Source organism: Chitinophaga sp. YR627, from assembly GCF_900114995.1.
In the GTDB taxonomy this organism is placed as follows: domain Bacteria; phylum Bacteroidota; class Bacteroidia; order Chitinophagales; family Chitinophagaceae; genus Chitinophaga.
In genome coordinates this window covers 389,267-407,350 of the sequence record NZ_FOUX01000003.1, presented here as the reverse complement: position 1 = coordinate 407,350, position 18,084 = coordinate 389,267, and the positions used below count along the sequence as shown (strand labels likewise).

General features: G+C 48.7%; 11 protein-coding genes. 8 read left to right on the top strand and 3 right to left on the bottom strand.

Annotation, left to right across the window (positions count from 1 at the left end):
- Positions 1 to 31: 31 nt before the first annotated feature.
- Together gltB and BMZ72_RS17090 are read right to left on the bottom strand one after the other, a co-directional pair.
- Entirely contained in the window at positions 32 to 4,561 is a 4,530-nt protein-coding gene (gene gltB, locus BMZ72_RS17095) for a glutamate synthase large subunit (protein WP_089810456.1), read from the bottom strand.
- A gap of 764 nt (positions 4,562 to 5,325) precedes the next feature.
- Positions 5,326 to 6,096, bottom strand: coding sequence for a DeoR/GlpR family DNA-binding transcription regulator (locus tag BMZ72_RS17090; protein WP_089810455.1), 771 nt, complete (start codon positions 6,094 to 6,096; stop codon positions 5,326 to 5,328).
- A gap of 321 nt (positions 6,097 to 6,417) precedes the next feature.
- Between BMZ72_RS17090 and BMZ72_RS17085 the strand changes: the two genes are divergently transcribed.
- The 5 genes from BMZ72_RS17085 (at position 6,418) to pafA (ending at position 13,180) form a co-directional block, all read left to right on the top strand.
- Complete coding sequence (locus tag BMZ72_RS17085) at positions 6,418 to 8,007, top strand: glycerol-3-phosphate dehydrogenase/oxidase (protein ID WP_089810453.1); 1,590 nt, start codon at positions 6,418 to 6,420, stop codon at positions 8,005 to 8,007.
- A 27-nt stretch (positions 8,008 to 8,034) separates the two neighbouring features.
- Positions 8,035 to 9,576 (top strand): glycerol kinase GlpK, encoded by a 1,542-nt coding sequence (glpK, locus tag BMZ72_RS17080; protein ID WP_089810451.1) that lies wholly within the window; start codon positions 8,035 to 8,037, stop codon positions 9,574 to 9,576.
- Positions 9,577 to 9,652: 76 nt separating this feature from the next.
- Positions 9,653 to 10,396, top strand: a complete 744-nt coding sequence (locus BMZ72_RS17075) for an MIP/aquaporin family protein (RefSeq protein WP_089810449.1) — start codon at positions 9,653 to 9,655, stop codon at positions 10,394 to 10,396.
- A gap of 73 nt (positions 10,397 to 10,469) precedes the next feature.
- Entirely contained in the window at positions 10,470 to 11,399 is a 930-nt protein-coding gene (locus BMZ72_RS17070; protein WP_089810447.1) for a glycerophosphodiester phosphodiesterase family protein, read from the top strand.
- A 143-nt stretch (positions 11,400 to 11,542) separates the two neighbouring features.
- Positions 11,543 to 13,180: an alkaline phosphatase PafA gene (gene pafA, locus BMZ72_RS17065; protein WP_089810445.1), complete on the top strand. Its 1,638-nt coding sequence runs from the start codon at positions 11,543 to 11,545 to the stop codon at positions 13,178 to 13,180.
- A gap of 71 nt (positions 13,181 to 13,251) precedes the next feature.
- Here pafA and BMZ72_RS17060 read toward each other — a convergent pair whose 3' ends face one another.
- Positions 13,252 to 14,781, bottom strand: a complete 1,530-nt coding sequence (locus tag BMZ72_RS17060; RefSeq protein ID WP_089810443.1) for a glycoside hydrolase family 10-like protein — start codon at positions 14,779 to 14,781, stop codon at positions 13,252 to 13,254.
- 264 nt (positions 14,782 to 15,045) lie between these two features.
- Between BMZ72_RS17060 and BMZ72_RS17055 the strand changes: the two genes are divergently transcribed.
- The 3 genes from BMZ72_RS17055 to pnuC all read left to right on the top strand — a co-directional run bounded on the left by BMZ72_RS17055 (position 15,046) and on the right by pnuC (position 18,079).
- Positions 15,046 to 15,645: a NifU family protein gene (locus BMZ72_RS17055; RefSeq protein ID WP_089810441.1), complete on the top strand. Its 600-nt coding sequence runs from the start codon at positions 15,046 to 15,048 to the stop codon at positions 15,643 to 15,645.
- A gap of 105 nt (positions 15,646 to 15,750) precedes the next feature.
- The gene (locus tag BMZ72_RS17050; protein WP_255373223.1) at positions 15,751 to 17,424 is read left to right on the top strand and encodes a PNGase F N-terminal domain-containing protein; all 1,674 of its coding nucleotides are present in this window, start codon (positions 15,751 to 15,753) and stop codon (positions 17,422 to 17,424) included.
- Between the two features lie 19 nt (positions 17,425 to 17,443).
- Positions 17,444 to 18,079 carry a nicotinamide riboside transporter PnuC gene (gene pnuC / locus BMZ72_RS17045; protein WP_089810439.1) on the top strand — a complete coding sequence of 212 codons (636 nt, stop codon included), beginning with the start codon at positions 17,444 to 17,446 and terminating at the stop codon, positions 18,077 to 18,079.
- The last annotated feature ends 5 nt before the right edge of the window (positions 18,080 to 18,084 follow it).

Genomic DNA, 18,084 nt, shown 5'->3' with positions numbered 1-18,084 from the left:
GTCTCTTTCGTTAGGTGGTGTTAGAATGTTACTACTTCTCTACTTTCTGTGCAGCAGCTTTGCCAGCTTTCAGTACAGCCTTGTATTCTTTCGGGAATACTTTCACGAAGTGACGCAGCTGATTTTCCCAGTCTTTCAGGATGAATTTGGCTACGGTACTGTTTGTGTAAGCATGATGCTTGGTGATCAGGTCCTGTAGTTCGGCTGCATCATCCTGATCCAGTGGATCGAGGTCGATCATTTCCTTGTTACAACGTCCTGCAAAGGAACCATTTACATCATATACATAAGCAATACCACCACTCATACCTGCACCGAAGTTGCGGCCTGTTTCGCCGAGGATGACAGCTTTACCACCGGTCATATATTCACAACCGTGATCGCCTACGCCCTCAGTTACGATAGTAGCGCCGGAGTTACGAACGCAGAAGCGTTCACCAGCTTTACCACGGATATAAGCCTCACCGGAGGTTGCGCCATAGAAGGCTACGTTTCCTGCGATGATATTCTCTTCTGCTTTGAAGCCTGCTTCCGGAGAAGGGTACAGGATCAGTTTTGCACCTGACAGACCTTTACCGAAGTAGTCGTTTGCTTCACCTTCCAGTTCCAGTGTCACACCTTTGGTGTTGAAAGCACCGAAGCTTTGTCCGGCAGAACCAACGAATTTGTAGTGGATAGTATCTTCCGGTAAGCCTGGTCCGCCGTAACGTTTTGAGATCTCGTTACTGAGGATGGTACCGATAGCCCTGTCCGTATTTCTAACAGAGAACTGCTGGAACACACGTGCTTTCTTTTCCAGTGCCGGCTGTGCTGCTTTCAGCAGTCTCCAGTCGATCACTTCACTGATGCCGTGGTCCTGTTCTTCCTGTTTGTACAGCCCTGTTTCGTCAGCAGCTGGTTCTCTATATAATATAGGAGACAGGTCGAGAGATTTGTATTTCCAGTGAGAGATGTTATCGCGTAACTGGAGGCTGTCTACCTGACCAACCATCTCATTTACGGTGCGGTAACCGAGGTCCGCCATGATCTCACGGAGTTCTTCCACCAGGAATTTGAAGAAGTTCACTACGTGGTCGGCGTTACCATTGAAGCGCTTGCGCAGTTCAGGATCCTGGGTAGCAACACCAACAGGACAGGTATTCAGGTGACACTTACGCATCATGATACAGCCTTCAACAACCAGTGCTCCGGTAGCAACACCCCATTCTTCCGCACCCAGGAGGGTAGCGATGGCGATGTCGCGGCCTGTTTTCAACTGACCATCTGTCTGTACGGTCACGCGGCTACGTAATTTGTTCTTAACCAGTGTCTGGTGTGTTTCAGCCAGACCTAGTTCCCATGGCAGACCAGCATGTTTGATAGAGCTGATCGGAGAAGCACCTGTACCACCGTCATAACCGGCGATCAGTACTACATCCGCTTTTGCTTTGGCAACACCGGCAGCGATGGTACCTACACCCGCTTTGGATACCAGTTTCACGCTGATACGAGCAGCGCGGTTGGCATTCTTCAGGTCGAAGATCAGCTGAGCGAGGTCCTCGATGGAATAGATATCGTGGTGCGGAGGAGGAGAGATCAGACCAACACCAGGGGTGGCGTGGCGCACTTTTGCGATCCAGTCATCTACTTTATGACCAGGCAGCTGGCCACCTTCACCGGGTTTAGCACCCTGTGCCATCTTGATCTGGAGCTCGTCCGCGTTTGTTAAATAGTTACTTGTTACACCAAAACGTGCACTTGCTACCTGCTTGATGGCAGAGCGCATGCTGTCGCCGTTAGGCAGTTGCTCGTAACGCAGTTCGTCTTCCCCACCCTCACCGGTATTGCTTTTCGCACCGATACGGTTCATGGCGATCGCCAGTGTGGAGTGTGCTTCGTGAGAGATGGAACCAAAGCTCATTGCACCGGTAGCGAAACGCTTGAGAATGCTTTCAGCTGATTCAACTTCATCAAGAGAAACAGATGGACGTGTACGTTTGAATGAGAAGAGGCTACGGAGGGTAGCTGCTTTTTCACTCTGGTCGTTTACGGCTTTAGAGTATTTTTTGAAAGTGCCGTAGTCATTCATACGGGTTGAATACTGCAGCAGGTGGATCGTGGTCGGGTTGAAGAGGTGGAATTCACCTTTTCTCTTCCACTGATAGAGACCACCGGTGGTCAGGCGCTGTACAGGTGTTTCCTTACGGCCGTAACCCATCCAGTGTTTTGCCAGTGTTTCGCGGGCAATTTCATCCAGGCCCATACCCTGTATACGGGATACGGCGCCGGTGAAGTATTTGTCTACTACCTGACGGTTGATACCTAATATTTCAAATATCTGTGCACCCTGGTAAGATTGCAGGGTGGAGATACCCATTTTAGAGAATACTTTCAGCAAACCATCACAAACAGCCTTGATGTAGTTCTTTTTCAGTTTATCTACGTCGAGGGATGTTTCCAGTTTGTCATACAGTTTCATGTCGCGGATAGTGCTCAGCGCCAGGTATGGGTTGATGGCGGTTACGCCAAAGCCCAGCAGACAAGCAAAATGATGCACTTCCCAAACATCTCCTGCTTCCACGATCAGACCAACCTGGCCGCGATAACCTTTGCGGATCAGGTGGTGGTGTACTGCGGATGCTGCCAGGATGGAAGGAATCGCCGCGTGTTCGGAGTCGAGCGCCCTGTCGGACAGGATGATCACTTCAAAACCATCTTCTACGGCATCCACCGCGTAACGGCAAAGACGTTGCAGACCTTTTTCCAGAGAACCTGGTTTACCGTCGGCTCTGAAATAAGTATGGAGTGTTTTCGCCTGGAACAGACCTGTATCTATACTACGGATCTTTTCCAGTTCGAAGTTGGTCAGGATCGGGTGACGAAGGGCCAGACCGTGACAGTGCAGCGGATCTTCGTCGAGCAGGTTGCCGTTGTTACCTACATAGGTAGCAAGAGACATTACCAGCTTTTCACGGATCGGATCGATCGGTGGGTTGGTTACCTGTGCGAACAGCTGTTTGAAATAGCTGGTCAGGTGCTGTGGCTGATCGCTCAGTACAGCCAGGGGAGCATCCGTACCCATGGAGCCTACCGGTTCTTTACCATCCAGCGCCATTGGAGCGATGATGGTGTCCAGATCTTCGGTGGAGTAACCGAAAGCGCGCTGGTATTTGAAGATCTGATCGTGTTCCAGGTGGGTGAAAGTAACCCTTGGTTCAGGCAGTTCTTCCAGGCGGATCTTGTATTTATTCAGCCACTCGCCATAAGGTTGCTGAGAGCAGATGTTCCTTTTCAGCTCTTCATCACCGATGATACGACCCTGTTCCATGTCCACGATGAACATTTTACCAGGTTGCAGGCGGCCTTTTTCTTTTACGTTCTTAGGATCGATTGGCAGTACACCTGCTTCAGAAGCCATGATCACGCGATCGTCTTTAGTAATAACGAAGCGGGCAGGACGCAGACCGTTACGGTCCAGGGTACCACCGATGATCTTACCATCTGTGAAGGAGATACAAGCCGGGCCATCCCATGGTTCCATGAGGGAGGCGTGGTATTCGTAGAATGCTTTCTTCACCGGATCCATGTCGTCGTTGCCATCCCATGCTTCAGGGATCAGCATCATCATTACATGTGGCAGGGAGCGGCCGGAGAGCATCAGCAATTCTACAACGTTGTCCAGGCTGGCGGAGTCGGACATGCCTTCTTCCACCAGTGGCAGCAGCATGTCCATTTCTTCCTGAGAGAAGTATTTGGACACGAAGTCTTTTTCACCGGCGCGTAACCAGTTCAGGTTACCTTTCAGGGTGTTGATCTCACCATTGTGCGCGATATAGCGGTAAGGGTGAGCCAGGCGCCAGCTTGGAAATGTATTGGTTGCAAAACGGGAGTGGATCAACGCGAACGCGGATACCATTTTCTCATCACTCAGGTCGGCATAATAATGACGTACCTGGTAAGTGGTCAGCTGACCTTTATATATAATCGTTTTTGTAGACAGGGAAGGAATGTAGAAGAGCGCCTTCTCTTTTGGTACGGTGTTACGCACTGTTTTGGAAACATAGTTGCGCAGTACAAAGAGTTTGCGTTCGAAAATGTCATTATCCGTAATATGATAAGGACAGGCGATAAATACCTGTTCAATTTCTGGTTCTACGGAAAGAGCGCCTTCACCAATACCATCGGGACGTACAGGTACCTTACGGTAACCGAGGATTTCCAATCCCAGTTTTTCGGCCGCACGGTCCAGTATCTCGCGGCACTCTTCGCGCCAGCGGGGTTCCTTTGGAAAGAAAATCATACCTACACCGTACTTTCCAAATTCAGGGAGGCTAAAGCCTATTTTCAGGCATTCGTCGTACAGGAACTCATGAGGTAGCTGAATCAGGATACCTGCTCCATCACCCGTGTTTTGTTCGTAACCACATGCACCGCGGTGTTCCATGTTTTCCAACATGGTCAGCGCGTCCCGGATGATCTGATGCGATTTACGGCCCTTGATGTGGGCAGTAAAGCCTGTTCCGCATGCATCATGTTCAAATTCCGGGTGATACAGTCCTTGCAATTGCTTCACTTCTTGCATTCGTTTAGATTTTTTGACCTTGGCACACCTTCCCCGCTTACTCCAGGCGGTTGAGGTACCGTAATTGTTTCGGGAACGGTATAAAGATACTAAAGGAAGCCGGTATTTTTTACGAAAGGTTTTGTATAACCCCAAAAATTTAGAAAAGATTAAAAAAGTATAGGTATTCGTTAGAATTAAATAAGGAGCGACCGGATATGTGCCCTTTTTAGGGGCCTGGGGATAGTTGTTGGATTAAGAAGATGTTTAATGTGTTGGGGATAAATAGACGAACATGTGTAAAAATAGTTATTTAATGGTTGGAAACTTATCTAGTCAGACCAAGAAGTAACCGACTTGCTTTCAAGGGAATAGCTTGAGAAGATCTCATATAAGAGAGAATTGTTATGCTATGGCGGTTGGTGTTAAGCCGGATGGCAACAGCTATAATAGAGCCGATGAAATAATGCCGGTCAGGCACTATACATTGGTCAGATAATACTTATCCTCCGCTAGCGCTCCGAAGGAAACGGCCAGCTGACGGAGAGTAAGTACTGTTTAACTATTAATATGATGATAATGAATGAATTGTGATTGATATGTCCTGAATGGCCCCTATCGGGTCAAAAATAAGGGTATACATGCTTCATACACGACGTATATACGACGCATCTACGGGACATCTCATGGAGCATCGATGCCGGGGGCAAAAAAGCAGATCAAAAAGTGAAGCCGGAGTAAGCCAATAAAAAAGGGGAAGGCTACTGCCCTCCCCTTTCAAAAAGTTAAACGATCGTGACGTTAATCCCCATTTCTTCAAGGGCTTTTACCACGTGTCCTGATATACCGCTGTCTGTAATGATCTCATCTACATCTTCCAGATCGCAGATTTTCCCGAAACCGCGACGGCCAAATTTAGAAGAATCAGCAAGGACAATTGTTTTCTGTGCTGCAGTTACCATCCGTGCATTCAGTTGTGCCTCCATCAGGTTGGTGGTGGTCAGACCGAATTCTATATCAATACCTTCCAGTCCGAGGAACAGTTTCGAACAGGAGAAGTCAGCGAGGATGCGCTCTGCATAAGTGCCTGTTACTGAGGAAGAACTATTCCTCACAATACCACCCAGCTGTAACACCTCAATTTCCGGATGTCTCAGCAGTTCCTGCGCCACGTTCAGCGCCGGTGTGATCACCGTCAGGTGTCCTTTCGGATGTACGTTCCTTGCCAGGGCAAGGGCTGTCGTACCTGATGATATGATAATAGCGTCGTTTGGCGCAATCATCGCCGCTGCCGCTATAGCAATATTATTTTTCTCATCCCGGCGAAGCTTTTCCTTCTCGTTCACCGGTTTATCGTTGATGTACGGATTATTTACTGTCGCACCTCCATGAGAACGGAACAACAGGGATTTGTCTTCAAGCAGTTTGAGGTCTTTACGGATGGTAACACCGGAAACATCCAGTTCCTTGCAGAGGTCCACTACATTCACATATCCCTTCTCTGATAAACGGTCAAGAATGTATTTGTGCCTCTCTGCAATATTGATCATTGACATATGCGTAAAAGAATTAGCAGTTGTAGAAAAAAGCAAAATTGTTTAAAACAGATTTGGAATAAATACGCTTATGCCTTCTTCCAATTCGTTACAAAATTACTTTCATGTTGTTGAATTAAACACATCGTATCCGAAAAAATATTTAGCAAAAAGTCAGGAATATCATGTATAAATGATCGTTTATGCATTAACTTCCTGAAAAGGAAGGAACAAAACATCTATTTTCGGTTAACGGGAATGCCAGCGCCCGGTATGTTTTTTTCTCGTGTGGATGAAATAAACTGAAACCAATTAAAAGAAAATTAAAGTATTTTCCTCACTATGAACAGGTTAACCTTTAAACAACAGATCGGCAATACGGCATCAGTCGTTTGGGATATTATTGTGATCGGCGGAGGAGCAACCGGACTCGGTGTTGCCATGGATGCCGCACAAAGAGGCTTTCGCACCCTGTTACTGGAACAATCAGATTTTGCAAAAGGAACATCCAGCCGTAGCACCAAGCTGGTACATGGCGGTGTTCGTTACCTGGCCCAGGGAGACGTCGGCCTTGTAAGAGAAGCGCTGCATGAAAGAGGGCTCCTGCTGGCAAATGCACCTCATCTCGCACATGACCAGGAATTTATCATTCCATATTATAAATGGTGGCAGGGTCCTTTCTACGGAATCGGCCTGAAATTATATGACTTCCTTTCAGGACGGCTTAGCCTGGGACCCTCTAAGGTCATAGGCCGGGAAGCTGTCATCAAAGCGTTACCGGCTATACGCAGAGAGAAACTGAAAGGTGGTATCGTTTATCACGACGGACAGTTTGATGACGCCCGTCTGGCTATCAATATTGCACAAACGGCTGCTGAAAAAGGCGCTGTGCTGCTCAATTATTTTAAAGTCAGCGGTTTACAGAAAGACGGAGCAGGTAAGATCAAGGGTGTGCATGCAACAGATCTGGAAACCGGAGAAAGCTATCAGTTACAGGCAAAAGCAGTGATCAACGCTACAGGCGTATTTGCTGATGAAGTACTACAGATGGACGAACCGGGCGCCAGACCCACCATCCGTCCGAGTCAGGGAGTACACCTGGTACTGGATGCGTCCTTTCTCAACAGTACCAGTGCATTAATGATCCCTAAAACAGCTGATGGACGCGTACTCTTTGCATTGCCCTGGCATGGGAAAGTACTGGTCGGTACGACTGATACGCCGCTGAATGAACATAGTCTGGAGCCACAGGCCCTCGAGACAGAGATCAGTTTCATTCTGCAGACGGCAGCAGGCTATCTGCTAAAAGCCCCTACCCGTGCAGATGTGCTGAGCGTGTATGCGGGACTGCGACCGCTGGCTGCTCCGCAAAAAGATACAGACAGCACCAAGGAGATCTCCCGTAGTCATAAGATCATCGTCGCCCCATCCGGATTGATCACCATCACCGGCGGGAAATGGACCACTTTCCGTAAAATGGCGGAAGACACGGTGGACATGGCGATCAGTACTGTCGGTCTGGCGGCTATTCCCTGCGGAACAGAAACTTTACACATACATGGATATACTACCGGACATGCAACACCGGTGCCACTGGATGTATATGGCAGCGATGCCACACAACTGGAATCGCTGAGCAATACAAGGCCGGAGCTGAAGGAGTCACTGAGCCCCAGACTACCTTATATAAAAGCGCAGGTGATCTGGGCCGTGCAGCAGGAAATGGCGCGTACAGTGGATGATGTGTTGTCCCGGCGCTTACGTGCTTTATTACTCGATGCACATGCTGCCATTGAAATGGCGCCTGGCGTAGCCGCGATCATGGCGGCGGAACTGGGAAAAGACAAGGCCTGGGAACAGGAGCAGGTAACCGCTTTTTCAGCGATTGCCGCTCATTATCTGTTACCACCATCTCCATCCGTTAATAACTAATAGCAGTCAAATTTCACGTTCAACTATATGAAGGAAAAGGAAATAACCCGGTATATTCTGGCACTGGACCAGGGTACTACCAGCTCAAGAGCCATCATATTTGATAAAGCAGGTTCCATCGTCGCTATTGCCCAGAAAGAATTCCGGCAGATCTTCCCCTCTCCGGGATGGGTGGAACATGATGCTAATGAAATCTGGTCCAGTCAGCTGGGCGTAGCTGCAGAAGCGGTCGCTAAAGCAGGACTCAGGGGCACAGATATCGCTGCCATCGGTATTACCAACCAGCGGGAAACGACCGTAGTATGGGACCGGCATACCGGAAAACCTATCCATAACGCAATCGTCTGGCAGGATCGTCGGACAGCCGCCTATTGCGATCAACTCAAAGCAGCAGGGCATGAACAACTGATCAGAGAGAAAACAGGACTGGTCATCGATGCTTATTTCTCCGCCACCAAAGTGAGATGGATCCTTGAAAATGTGGAGGGTGCACGGGAAAGAGCGGCCAAAGGATTACTGGCATTTGGTACAGTAGATGCCTGGCTGGTATGGAACCTGACAGAAGGAAAGACACATGCGACGGACATTACCAATGCTTCCCGCACCATGTTATTTAATATACATACCCAGCAATGGGACGAAGAGCTACTGGCGCTGTTTGATATTCCCTCAGCAATGCTGCCGGAAGTGAAGCAATCCAGTGAGCTGATCGGACAGACCACCTCCGCGATCTTCTCCACAACTATCCCGATTGCTGGTATTGCCGGAGATCAGCATGCGGCATTGTTCGGACAAATGTGTACAGCGCCCGGTATGGTGAAAAACACCTACGGCACAGGATGTTTTATGCTGATGAATATTGGGGAGCGACCGATCATTTCACAGAATAATCTGGTGACGACCATCGCCTGGAAGATAAACGGTAAGGTGGAATATGCGCTGGAAGGCAGCATTTTCATTGCCGGCGCCGTGGTGCAATGGCTGCGGGATGGTTTAGGTATTATCCGGTCTTCTTCAGAAGTGGAAGCACTGGCCAGCAAGGTATCACATAACGATGGCGTATACCTGGTGCCTGCGTTTGCCGGTTTGGGTGCGCCACACTGGGACCAGCATGCCAGAGGTACACTGGTGGGTATGACAAGAGGCACGAATGCTTCGCATATCGCCAGGGCCGCACTGGAAAGTATTGCCTATCAGACGATGGAGGTGCTGCGGGCAATGGAAGCAGATGCCGGTATCAGTATCAAAGAGTTACGTGTGGATGGCGGTGCTACCAATAATAATCTGCTGATGCAGTTCCAGGCAGATATCCTGGATACACAGGTCGTTCGTCCGAAAGTGACGGAGACGACTGCTATGGGTGCGGCATATCTGGCCGGACTGGCAACAGGTTTCTGGAAAGACCAGGAAGAAATTGCCCGTCAATGGCAGGTGGACCACTCTTTCGCACCAAAAGGTAATGCGGACGATGTGCGCAAATGGGTGCGCGGATGGAGTCATGCGGTTAAAGCCGTGAAGGCCTGGTCGCAGTTTTCCACGCAGGAGGAAAATGCCCCTGCTGCAAAATAGAATTTCACGTAAGCGGTGCATAGTTATCATCTGAGACCGTGCATCACCAATGACTAACTGATAAACAACGCTTTCAATGAATCCCTTAATAGCAGAGTTTCTGGGGACGATGTTGATGATATTGCTGGGTAATGGCGTAGTGGCCAACGTAATCCTCAACAAGACAAAAGGCCATGGTGGTGGCTGGATCGTGATCACCACCGGCTGGGCACTGGCCGTATTTATCGGTGTGGTAATCGCAGGACCCAGCAGTGGTGCGCATCTGAATCCGGCAGTATCACTGGCACTGGCTTTGGCTGGAAAACTTAGCTGGGCACAGTTCCCGTTATTTGTCATCGCCCAGTTGCTGGGTGCAATGTCAGGTGCATTCCTGGTATGGCTGATGTACAAAGATCACCTGGATGATACGGCAGACCCGGGTCTGATCCAGGCGTGTTACTGTACGGCCCCGGCTATCCGTAATACCGGGCGTAACCTGATCAGTGAGATTATCGGCACATTTGTATTGCTGTTCACCATTTTCTATATCGTCGACAAAGGGGAATTCGGTGCTGACAAGACACCAATTGGCATGGGATCATTGGGAGGAGTGCCTGTTTCCCTTTTGGTGCTGGCGATTGGTTTGTCTCTTGGTGGTACAACAGGTTATGCGATCAATCCTGTCAGGGATTTTGGTCCCCGGCTGATGCACGCCATATTACCTGTCAAAGGAAAAGGCGGCAACGGATGGGATTATGCCTGGATCCCGATAATCGGTCCATTAGCCGGAGCGGCCCTTGCAGCAGGACTTTTCCTCTGCATGAAGGCTGGGGCGAATTAATAATCAGTTAACATGGAAGGCTTAGTAAAAAGATACACCGGATATTACTTTAACAGCTGGAAAACGTTAAACGATGAAACCTTTACAACAAGCAATGCTGGCCGCAGGCGTACTGCTGGCAGCAACAGGTCTGAACGCCTGTAAATCCACAAAACCCATGACAGCACAGCAGCAGTTACCCACATTTTACAAGGTAGGACACAGAGGAACCCGGGGACTGATGCCGGAGAATACGATCCCTTCGATGATCAAAGCAATAGAGACGGGTGCGAATACGATCGAATTTGATGTGCACATTACGAAAGACGGTCAGGTGGTTGTCTATCATGATGCCTCTTTCAATCCTGCTTATACAACTATGCCGGATGGCTCAGAGATTCCGGCGGCCTCCCGTTCGGAGTATACTTTTTATAAAATGGACTATAGCCGCATCCGTGAGTTTGTGATCGGAGAAAAGGCATATCCTGAATTTCCGCAACAGCAGCGAATGAAATCGTATGCGCCGCTCCTGTCAGAAATGATCGATTCGGTGGAAGCATATACGCAATCACACAAGCTGCCAGGAGTGGTTTACTTACTGGAAATCAAGTCATCTGCAAAAACGGATGGCAGTGAACAACCCGTGCCGGAAGAATATATTGACAAACTGATGGCGGTAAAAAACCTGCTGCCATTAGGTAAACGCCTGATCGTACAGTCATTTGATCCCCGTCCATTGCAGGTGCTGCACCGCAGGTATCCTGATATGACGCTGGGTTTCCTTACCTATGATAAAGAGGTGAAGCCTGCACAGCAACTGGAATTGCTCGGATTTACGCCGCAGTTCTATAACCCTTTCTATCAGTTTACAACGCCGGAGTTGTTGTCACTTTGCCATAGCAAAAAGATCCAGGTAGTACCCTGGACGGTGCAGGAAGCTACTGAGATGAAAAAGCTGCAGGAAATGGGAGCGGACGGTATTATCTCCGATTATCCGGTACGTTTTGCCGAAGCTGGATTTTAAGTATTGACCGGGGACCCTTATAAATTTATATCCCCGTTGGTACTATTTATACAATTTAAATTCTCAAAGGATAGATAATTTAACAACCTTAAGTCACCAAAGGCGTTAATAGTCAGGTCTTATTACTGTTGAAATTATCTATCATGAGAAGAATTTGCAAATCATTGTCTGCGCTGGCGCTTACCGGCGCCATGCTGCAGGCAGGAGCACTCCGGGCTCAGAAGCCGGTAGATCGTCCTAAACTTGTAGTTGGGATCGTTGTTGACCAGATGCGCTGGGATTACCTTTACCGCTATTATGACCGCTATGAAACAGGCGGATTCAAAAGAATGCTGGGAGAAGGGTTTACCTGCGAAAACACGTTTATCACCCACTTACCATCCTTTACGGCTGTTGGTCACAGCACTATCTATACAGGTTCTGTACCTGCCATCCATGGTATTACCGGTAATGACTGGACAGACCAGGTAACCGGCCGCCACTGGTATTGTACAGAGGATACAACCGTACAACCTATCGGCACGACTACCGATGCAGGTAAGATGTCTCCCCGTAACCTGCTTGCTTCTACTATTACAGATGAACTGAAACTGGCTACCAATTTCCGCTCAAAAGTGGTGGGCGTATCGCTGAAGGACAGGGCGTCTATCCTGCCGGCAGGACATATTGCCAATGGCGCTTTCTGGCTGGATGACAGCAACGCCAGCTTCGTGACCAGTTCTTTTTATATGAAAGACCTGCCGGAATGGGTAAAGGCATTCAATGCCCGCCAGGTACCGGCAGCGCTGATGTCCAAACCATGGAATACCCTCTATCCTATCAACAGTTATGTACAGAGTACTGCTGATGATGTGCGTTGGGAAGGGACTTTCAGTGGAGAGACAACCGCCACATTCCCGCACAACATGCAGGATATTTATCCGAAGGATAAAGGAAGTCTGCGCTCCACGCCTTCCGGTAACACCCTGACGCTGGAGTTTGCAAAAGCGGCTATTGATGGCTATAAATTGGGTGCCGGCGCTGTGACTGACTTCCTGACGATCAACTGTGCATCAACGGATTATGTAGGTCATAAGTACGGGCCAAACTCTATAGAAGTAGAAGATACGTATCTGCGTCTTGACAAAGACCTTTCTGCGTTCTTCCGTTACCTGGACCTGAAAGTGGGTAAAGGCAATTACCTCGTGTTCCTGTCCGCCGACCACGGTGCAGCACATTCAGTTGGTTTCATGCAGGAGAATCAGCTTCCTGCCGGACTTCCGGAAGGTAAAATGATGGATGGACTCAATAACATGCTGAAGGATCGTTTTGGAGCAGAACGTCTGGCGCTGACAGCAGAGAATTACCATATCGGGTTTGATCTGAAGACCATTGAGGCAAAGAAACTGGACTATGATGCGATCAGGAAGGCAACCGTACAGTATCTGCAGAAATTACCAGGAGTTGAGTTTGCGGCAGATATGGAAAACCTGGGAAACAGTCCGCTGCCTGAACCGATCAAGAGCATGGCTGTTAACGGATACAATCCAAAACGTTGCGGATCAGTGATCATCATTCCTGAACCAGGCTGGTATTCCGGATCATCCAAGGGAACGACACATGGTAACTGGAATCCTTATGATACGCATCTTCCATTGGTATTTATGGGCTGGCATGTGAAGCATGGATATACCAATGATATGGTGAGTATGGCGGATATCGCGCCTACGATTGCGGCGATGCTGCATATACAGATGCCGAATGGCGCTGTAGGGAAACCGGTGCAGGCCGTATATAAATAATGGAGATAACATAAAAGAAGAAGGGCGTTCGCTGTCAGCGAACGCCCTTCTTCTTTTATGTTAAGCCGGCGCTATTCCGGGTCAAATATGAATTGTGTTTTCCGGCCGGACTGGCGCATATAGAGCGGGTCACTGGCCCAGCTTTCCATTTGTAGCCTGTTCATGGCGGTGATCACATAGGTATACAGATTGCCTTTTACGTAAGAAGCATCTATGAATTGAGGATCAGGCATTTGCTGGACGATGGCCAGTATCTTCGCCGGATCGTTCAGGTTGATGGACTCACTGGCATTGAAGCGGTATATAACATATTGTTGCGTACGCCCAGAGGTATCATCATCTGCCCAGTGCAGGTGCAGGCCGTCGGCACGTTCAAAGGCATCTGTAAAATATGGTGGGAAAGGCGTTGGCATTTTTATCCAGGGCATTGCCGGACGCAGGGCCGGATAGCGATAAAAATGGTTACGGAGGCTATCTTCTATTCCTAAAGGGTTGCCATTGAAGGACTTGGCGCTGTAGAAGGCGCTACCCTGGATGGTATTGAGCGTACGGACTTCCGTGATCTGTACGGGTAGCTCGTTGGGAATGCTCCAGGCAGCATTGCTGCGGAGGCGGTATACTCCATGTCCGATGTATACATTACGGCCGTATCCGTGTTGCGCCCACCAGTTGAGTAGCAATTCGTAGTTAGCGACACGGTGCCCACGCTCCCAGTAGAGTTGCGGGGCTACGTAGTCGATCCAGCCATTTTGCAACCATTTACGCACATCGGCATAGAGGTCGTCGTAGTTGGAAAGACCGGTAGTATAGGAACCATCCTGGTCTTTGTTTTTGTTACGCCAGATGCCGAAGGGGCTGATACCGAATTTTACCCAGGGCTTTTCTTCCTTGATCATTTTGCTCACCATCTGGATGATGGTGTCTACGTTCCAGCGGCGCCAGTCATCTTTCATCATGTTGCGACCGTACTGGCGATAGGAATTGTTGTCGCCGAATTCCCTGCCGGGCACCGGATAAGGATAGAAATAGTCGTCAAAGTGCACAGCATCAATATCATAGCGGCGTACAACGTCGCGGATGATCTGGGTGACATATTCACGGACTTCGGGAATACCCGGGTCGAAGTATTTTTTACCGTCAAAGTTCACAAACCACTGCGGGCGCATACGGGAGATGTGATTGGCGGAGGCATTGCGGATGACTGCGCGGTAAGGATTGAACCAGGCATGGAATTCCATGCCTCTTTTATGTGTTTCCTCCAGCATAAAGCGAAGGGGATCATAATATGGATTAGGCGCCTGTCCCTGTACCCCGCTGAGGTATTCGGACCAGGGTTCGAATGGAGAATCGTAGAATGCGTCGGCCGCCGGGCGGATCTGCACAATAACGGCATTCATCCCGTTGCGTTGATGCTTATCGAGGAGGTTAATAAATTCCTGTTTCTGTGTTTCGACCGGTAAACCCTTCCGTGAGGGCCAGTCGATGTTTTCCACCGTGGCAATCCAGACTGCACGAAATTCCCTTTTAGGTGGCAATTGTGCTTTTGCCCGGCTGAAGATACCCGTTAGCAACAGCGCAACACCCAATAAATACTTCAACATTCGACTAGTATGTAGGTTAAGACCTGAAAACTGCGAAAATAACAAAACCAATCATTTAACCAATCCCGGGGACGGAATGCGGTTAGTGAAGTTCCTTAAGCAGCACAAACGGTGCCGGAAAGCAGTCCGGATCGGAAAAAAGCACCTATGCATCAAAATTTATCTATATCCGCATTGTAAAATTCGATACCTATTACGGCTCATTCTGGTGAGTTTGTGAGTGAAAGTTGCTACCTTTGTCCCATCATAAAAGTTTAGTGTACTATGATCAAAACAGGCAATCCCATAATCAGTATATATACAGAAATGACACCCAATCCGGAAACAATGAAGTTTGTAGCGAACAAACTGTTGTATCCTGGTAAGCACATCGATTTTCCTGATGAAGCGAGTGCGAAGCCATCACCACTGGCTGTTGAGCTGTTCAGTTTTCCGTTTATCAGAGGCGTGTTCATCATGGCTAATTTCATTACCCTGACGAAGACCCCTGACACCGACTGGAACGATATTATACCTACTATAAAAGCCTTCCTGAAGGAATATCTGGAAGATAATAACCGTCCCGTTATTAACGAAGAAGAAATAGTGGTTACAAAAGCTGCCGCAACCAATGAAGTAAGTGCAGATGATACCGATGTGGTAAAACGTATCAAGGAATTACTTGAGAACTACGTGAAACCAGCGGTTGAAATGGACGGCGGTGCTATTCAGTTTAAAGATTACGACGACGGTACTGTGACGTTGATGCTGCAGGGTTCCTGTTCAGGCTGCCCATCTTCTATGATCACGCTGAAAGCCGGTATTGAAGGCATGATGAAGCGTATGATCCCGGAAGTGAAAGAAGTAGTGGCAGAAGCAGAATAAGCCATAGTTGAGAGAATGATAGTGTTAAAAAAGAGCGCAGTCTTTGGACTGTGCTTTTTTATTTATACCTGTATCTTTAGCCATAAATAGGATACACTTATACTTATGAGGAAATTTTCATTCGTGTGGATGACCCTGCTCGTCACAGGAACCGCACTGGCGCAGTCCAGGTCTGCACAACCCGGCGTCGAGGTTACCTATGCTTTTAAGTACAATGGTAAGGATATGCCGGATGGCAGTATTCAACTCATCATCAAAGGAGATAGAGCCCGGTTTCAGCCGCTGAACGCAGTGAACAAAAAGGAATTACAATTGCTGGATAACAAGGCGAAAGCTACTTTCCAGCAGATCAGCGACAAAGATGGACACCTGCTGACATTTAAGAAGGCATTTGCTGATTACGAACAGGCTGAATTAGTGCCGGGTACCGACACCATACTGGGATACCCCTGTAAAAAGGCGAAACTGGTCGTACGCTCCAACAGCATAGATGTCTGGTATACCAATGCATTACCGTTTAAAGGCACCCCGGTGCAGGGGTATGCACCTGGTCTTGGCCTGGTACTAAGATCCATTCGTAATGGTAATTCAGAATACATTGCTACGAAAGTGGACCTGCGTAATATCAAGGACGAAGAACTGCAATGGCCTGTTGCTATGGGACAGATGGTAGATGATGCCACTTACCTGCGCCAGGTCATAGAAAACAGGTTCACCACCATCAGTATCTTCAACCAGGAGCAGATCAGCTGGGGGAACGAGCACCATGACCCGGCCGGAGAGCAGGAGAACGTGACTTACCATTATGCCGGCGGAACCGTGATCCTGAAAAAGGTAAACCTGCCTGCGCTGAACGCAGGTACCGTGTTTGCAGAAGTGGCGCAATACTCCAACGGAGATGCGTACGACCGTACCGGATCCGTGTTTATGATCCCGAAGGATAAAAAGCAGTCTTTCCTGGATGGACTGAAAAACGGCGTAAACGCACTGCCGGTATATCATGAGAAATACCGCGGGGTGACCGCTACTGACGACTACCTCCCTACCCTCGAACTGATGCGCTTCTTTACACCGTTCGGCGTGCATCACTACAATCAGAAAGTAAAGATCAAAGGATACCAGTGGGCTGATTCTGCGGTGTACCGTCAGGATATTACAGAGCTTCAGCCACGTCTGAACGGCGAGGTATGGATCGGCATATTTGTGGGTAACTATGATAAAGGTGGGCATAAGGTGAGTCTGCGTCTGAAGTACTATCCGGGAGATAATGACCAGGATACGACCCATAAGGAACACTTCATCATGCCGATATTCAATACGACCAACCTGATGGAAATGGCCAGTCAGGAGTATGGGACCATGTTCGGGAAAGATTCTCTGGAGGTAACAGTAAATGTACCAGCCGGACTGAAGAACCTGCGTTTGCGCTATACTTCTACCGGTCATGGTGGCTGGGGCGGCGGAGATGAGTTCAACCAGAAGCTGAACGAGATCTTTGTAGATGGCAAACGGGTATACCACTTCATTCCATGGAGAACGGACTGTGGTAACTTCCGTTTATCGAATCCGTCATCAGGTAATTTCGGTAACGGACTTTCTTCTTCTGATCTGAGCCGATCCAACTGGTGCCCGGGTAGTGTAACTGAACCGGTTACCATACCTTTGCCCGATCTGACACCGGGTGTACATACTTTCAAAGTGAAGATCCCCCTGGGAGAAAGAGAAGGAAACAGTTTCAGTGCCTGGAACGTATCAGGTAGTTTACTGGGAGAGAAATAATGCCATATAACTTAGCAGGATGAATTTTGACGCACTATATCAGGGGTTGCTGGAAGGCGTACACCAAATGAGCTGGCTGGAAATCATAGCGGCACTGTTTGGCGCTATCAGTGTGATATGCAGTAAGCAGAATAGTATCTGGCTGTATCCTACAGGACTGGTGAGCACAGGGATCTATGCCTACCTATTGTCCAGGGAGCAGTTTAAACTGTATGCCGAAGCAACGCTGAATGTTTACTATTTTATCATGAGCGTATACGGCTGGTACCACTGGGCCAGAAAGAGCGCAAGCGAACCGGAAACGCCGGTTGGTTGGGCTACACGAAATGAGTGGGTGGTAACAGGCGGCATTACGTTAATCGGCTGGGCACTGTTTGGGTATCTGCTCAGGAACTATTCCAATTCAGATGTTCCGGTAATAGATGCTTTTGTATCTGCTACGGCCTGCGCCGGTATGTGGCTGCTGGCGAAAAGGAAGATCGAGAACTGGGTGGTACTGAATGTCTCTAACCTGGTAGCGGTACCGCTGTTATTTCACAAGCACCTGCTGCCGACGGCAGTGCTGACCATTTTCCTGTTCATTGTGGCGGTAATGGGATATTTCAGCTGGAGAAAGATATGGCGTGAACAAAATACAGCCGGACTGGCCAAGTAATATTA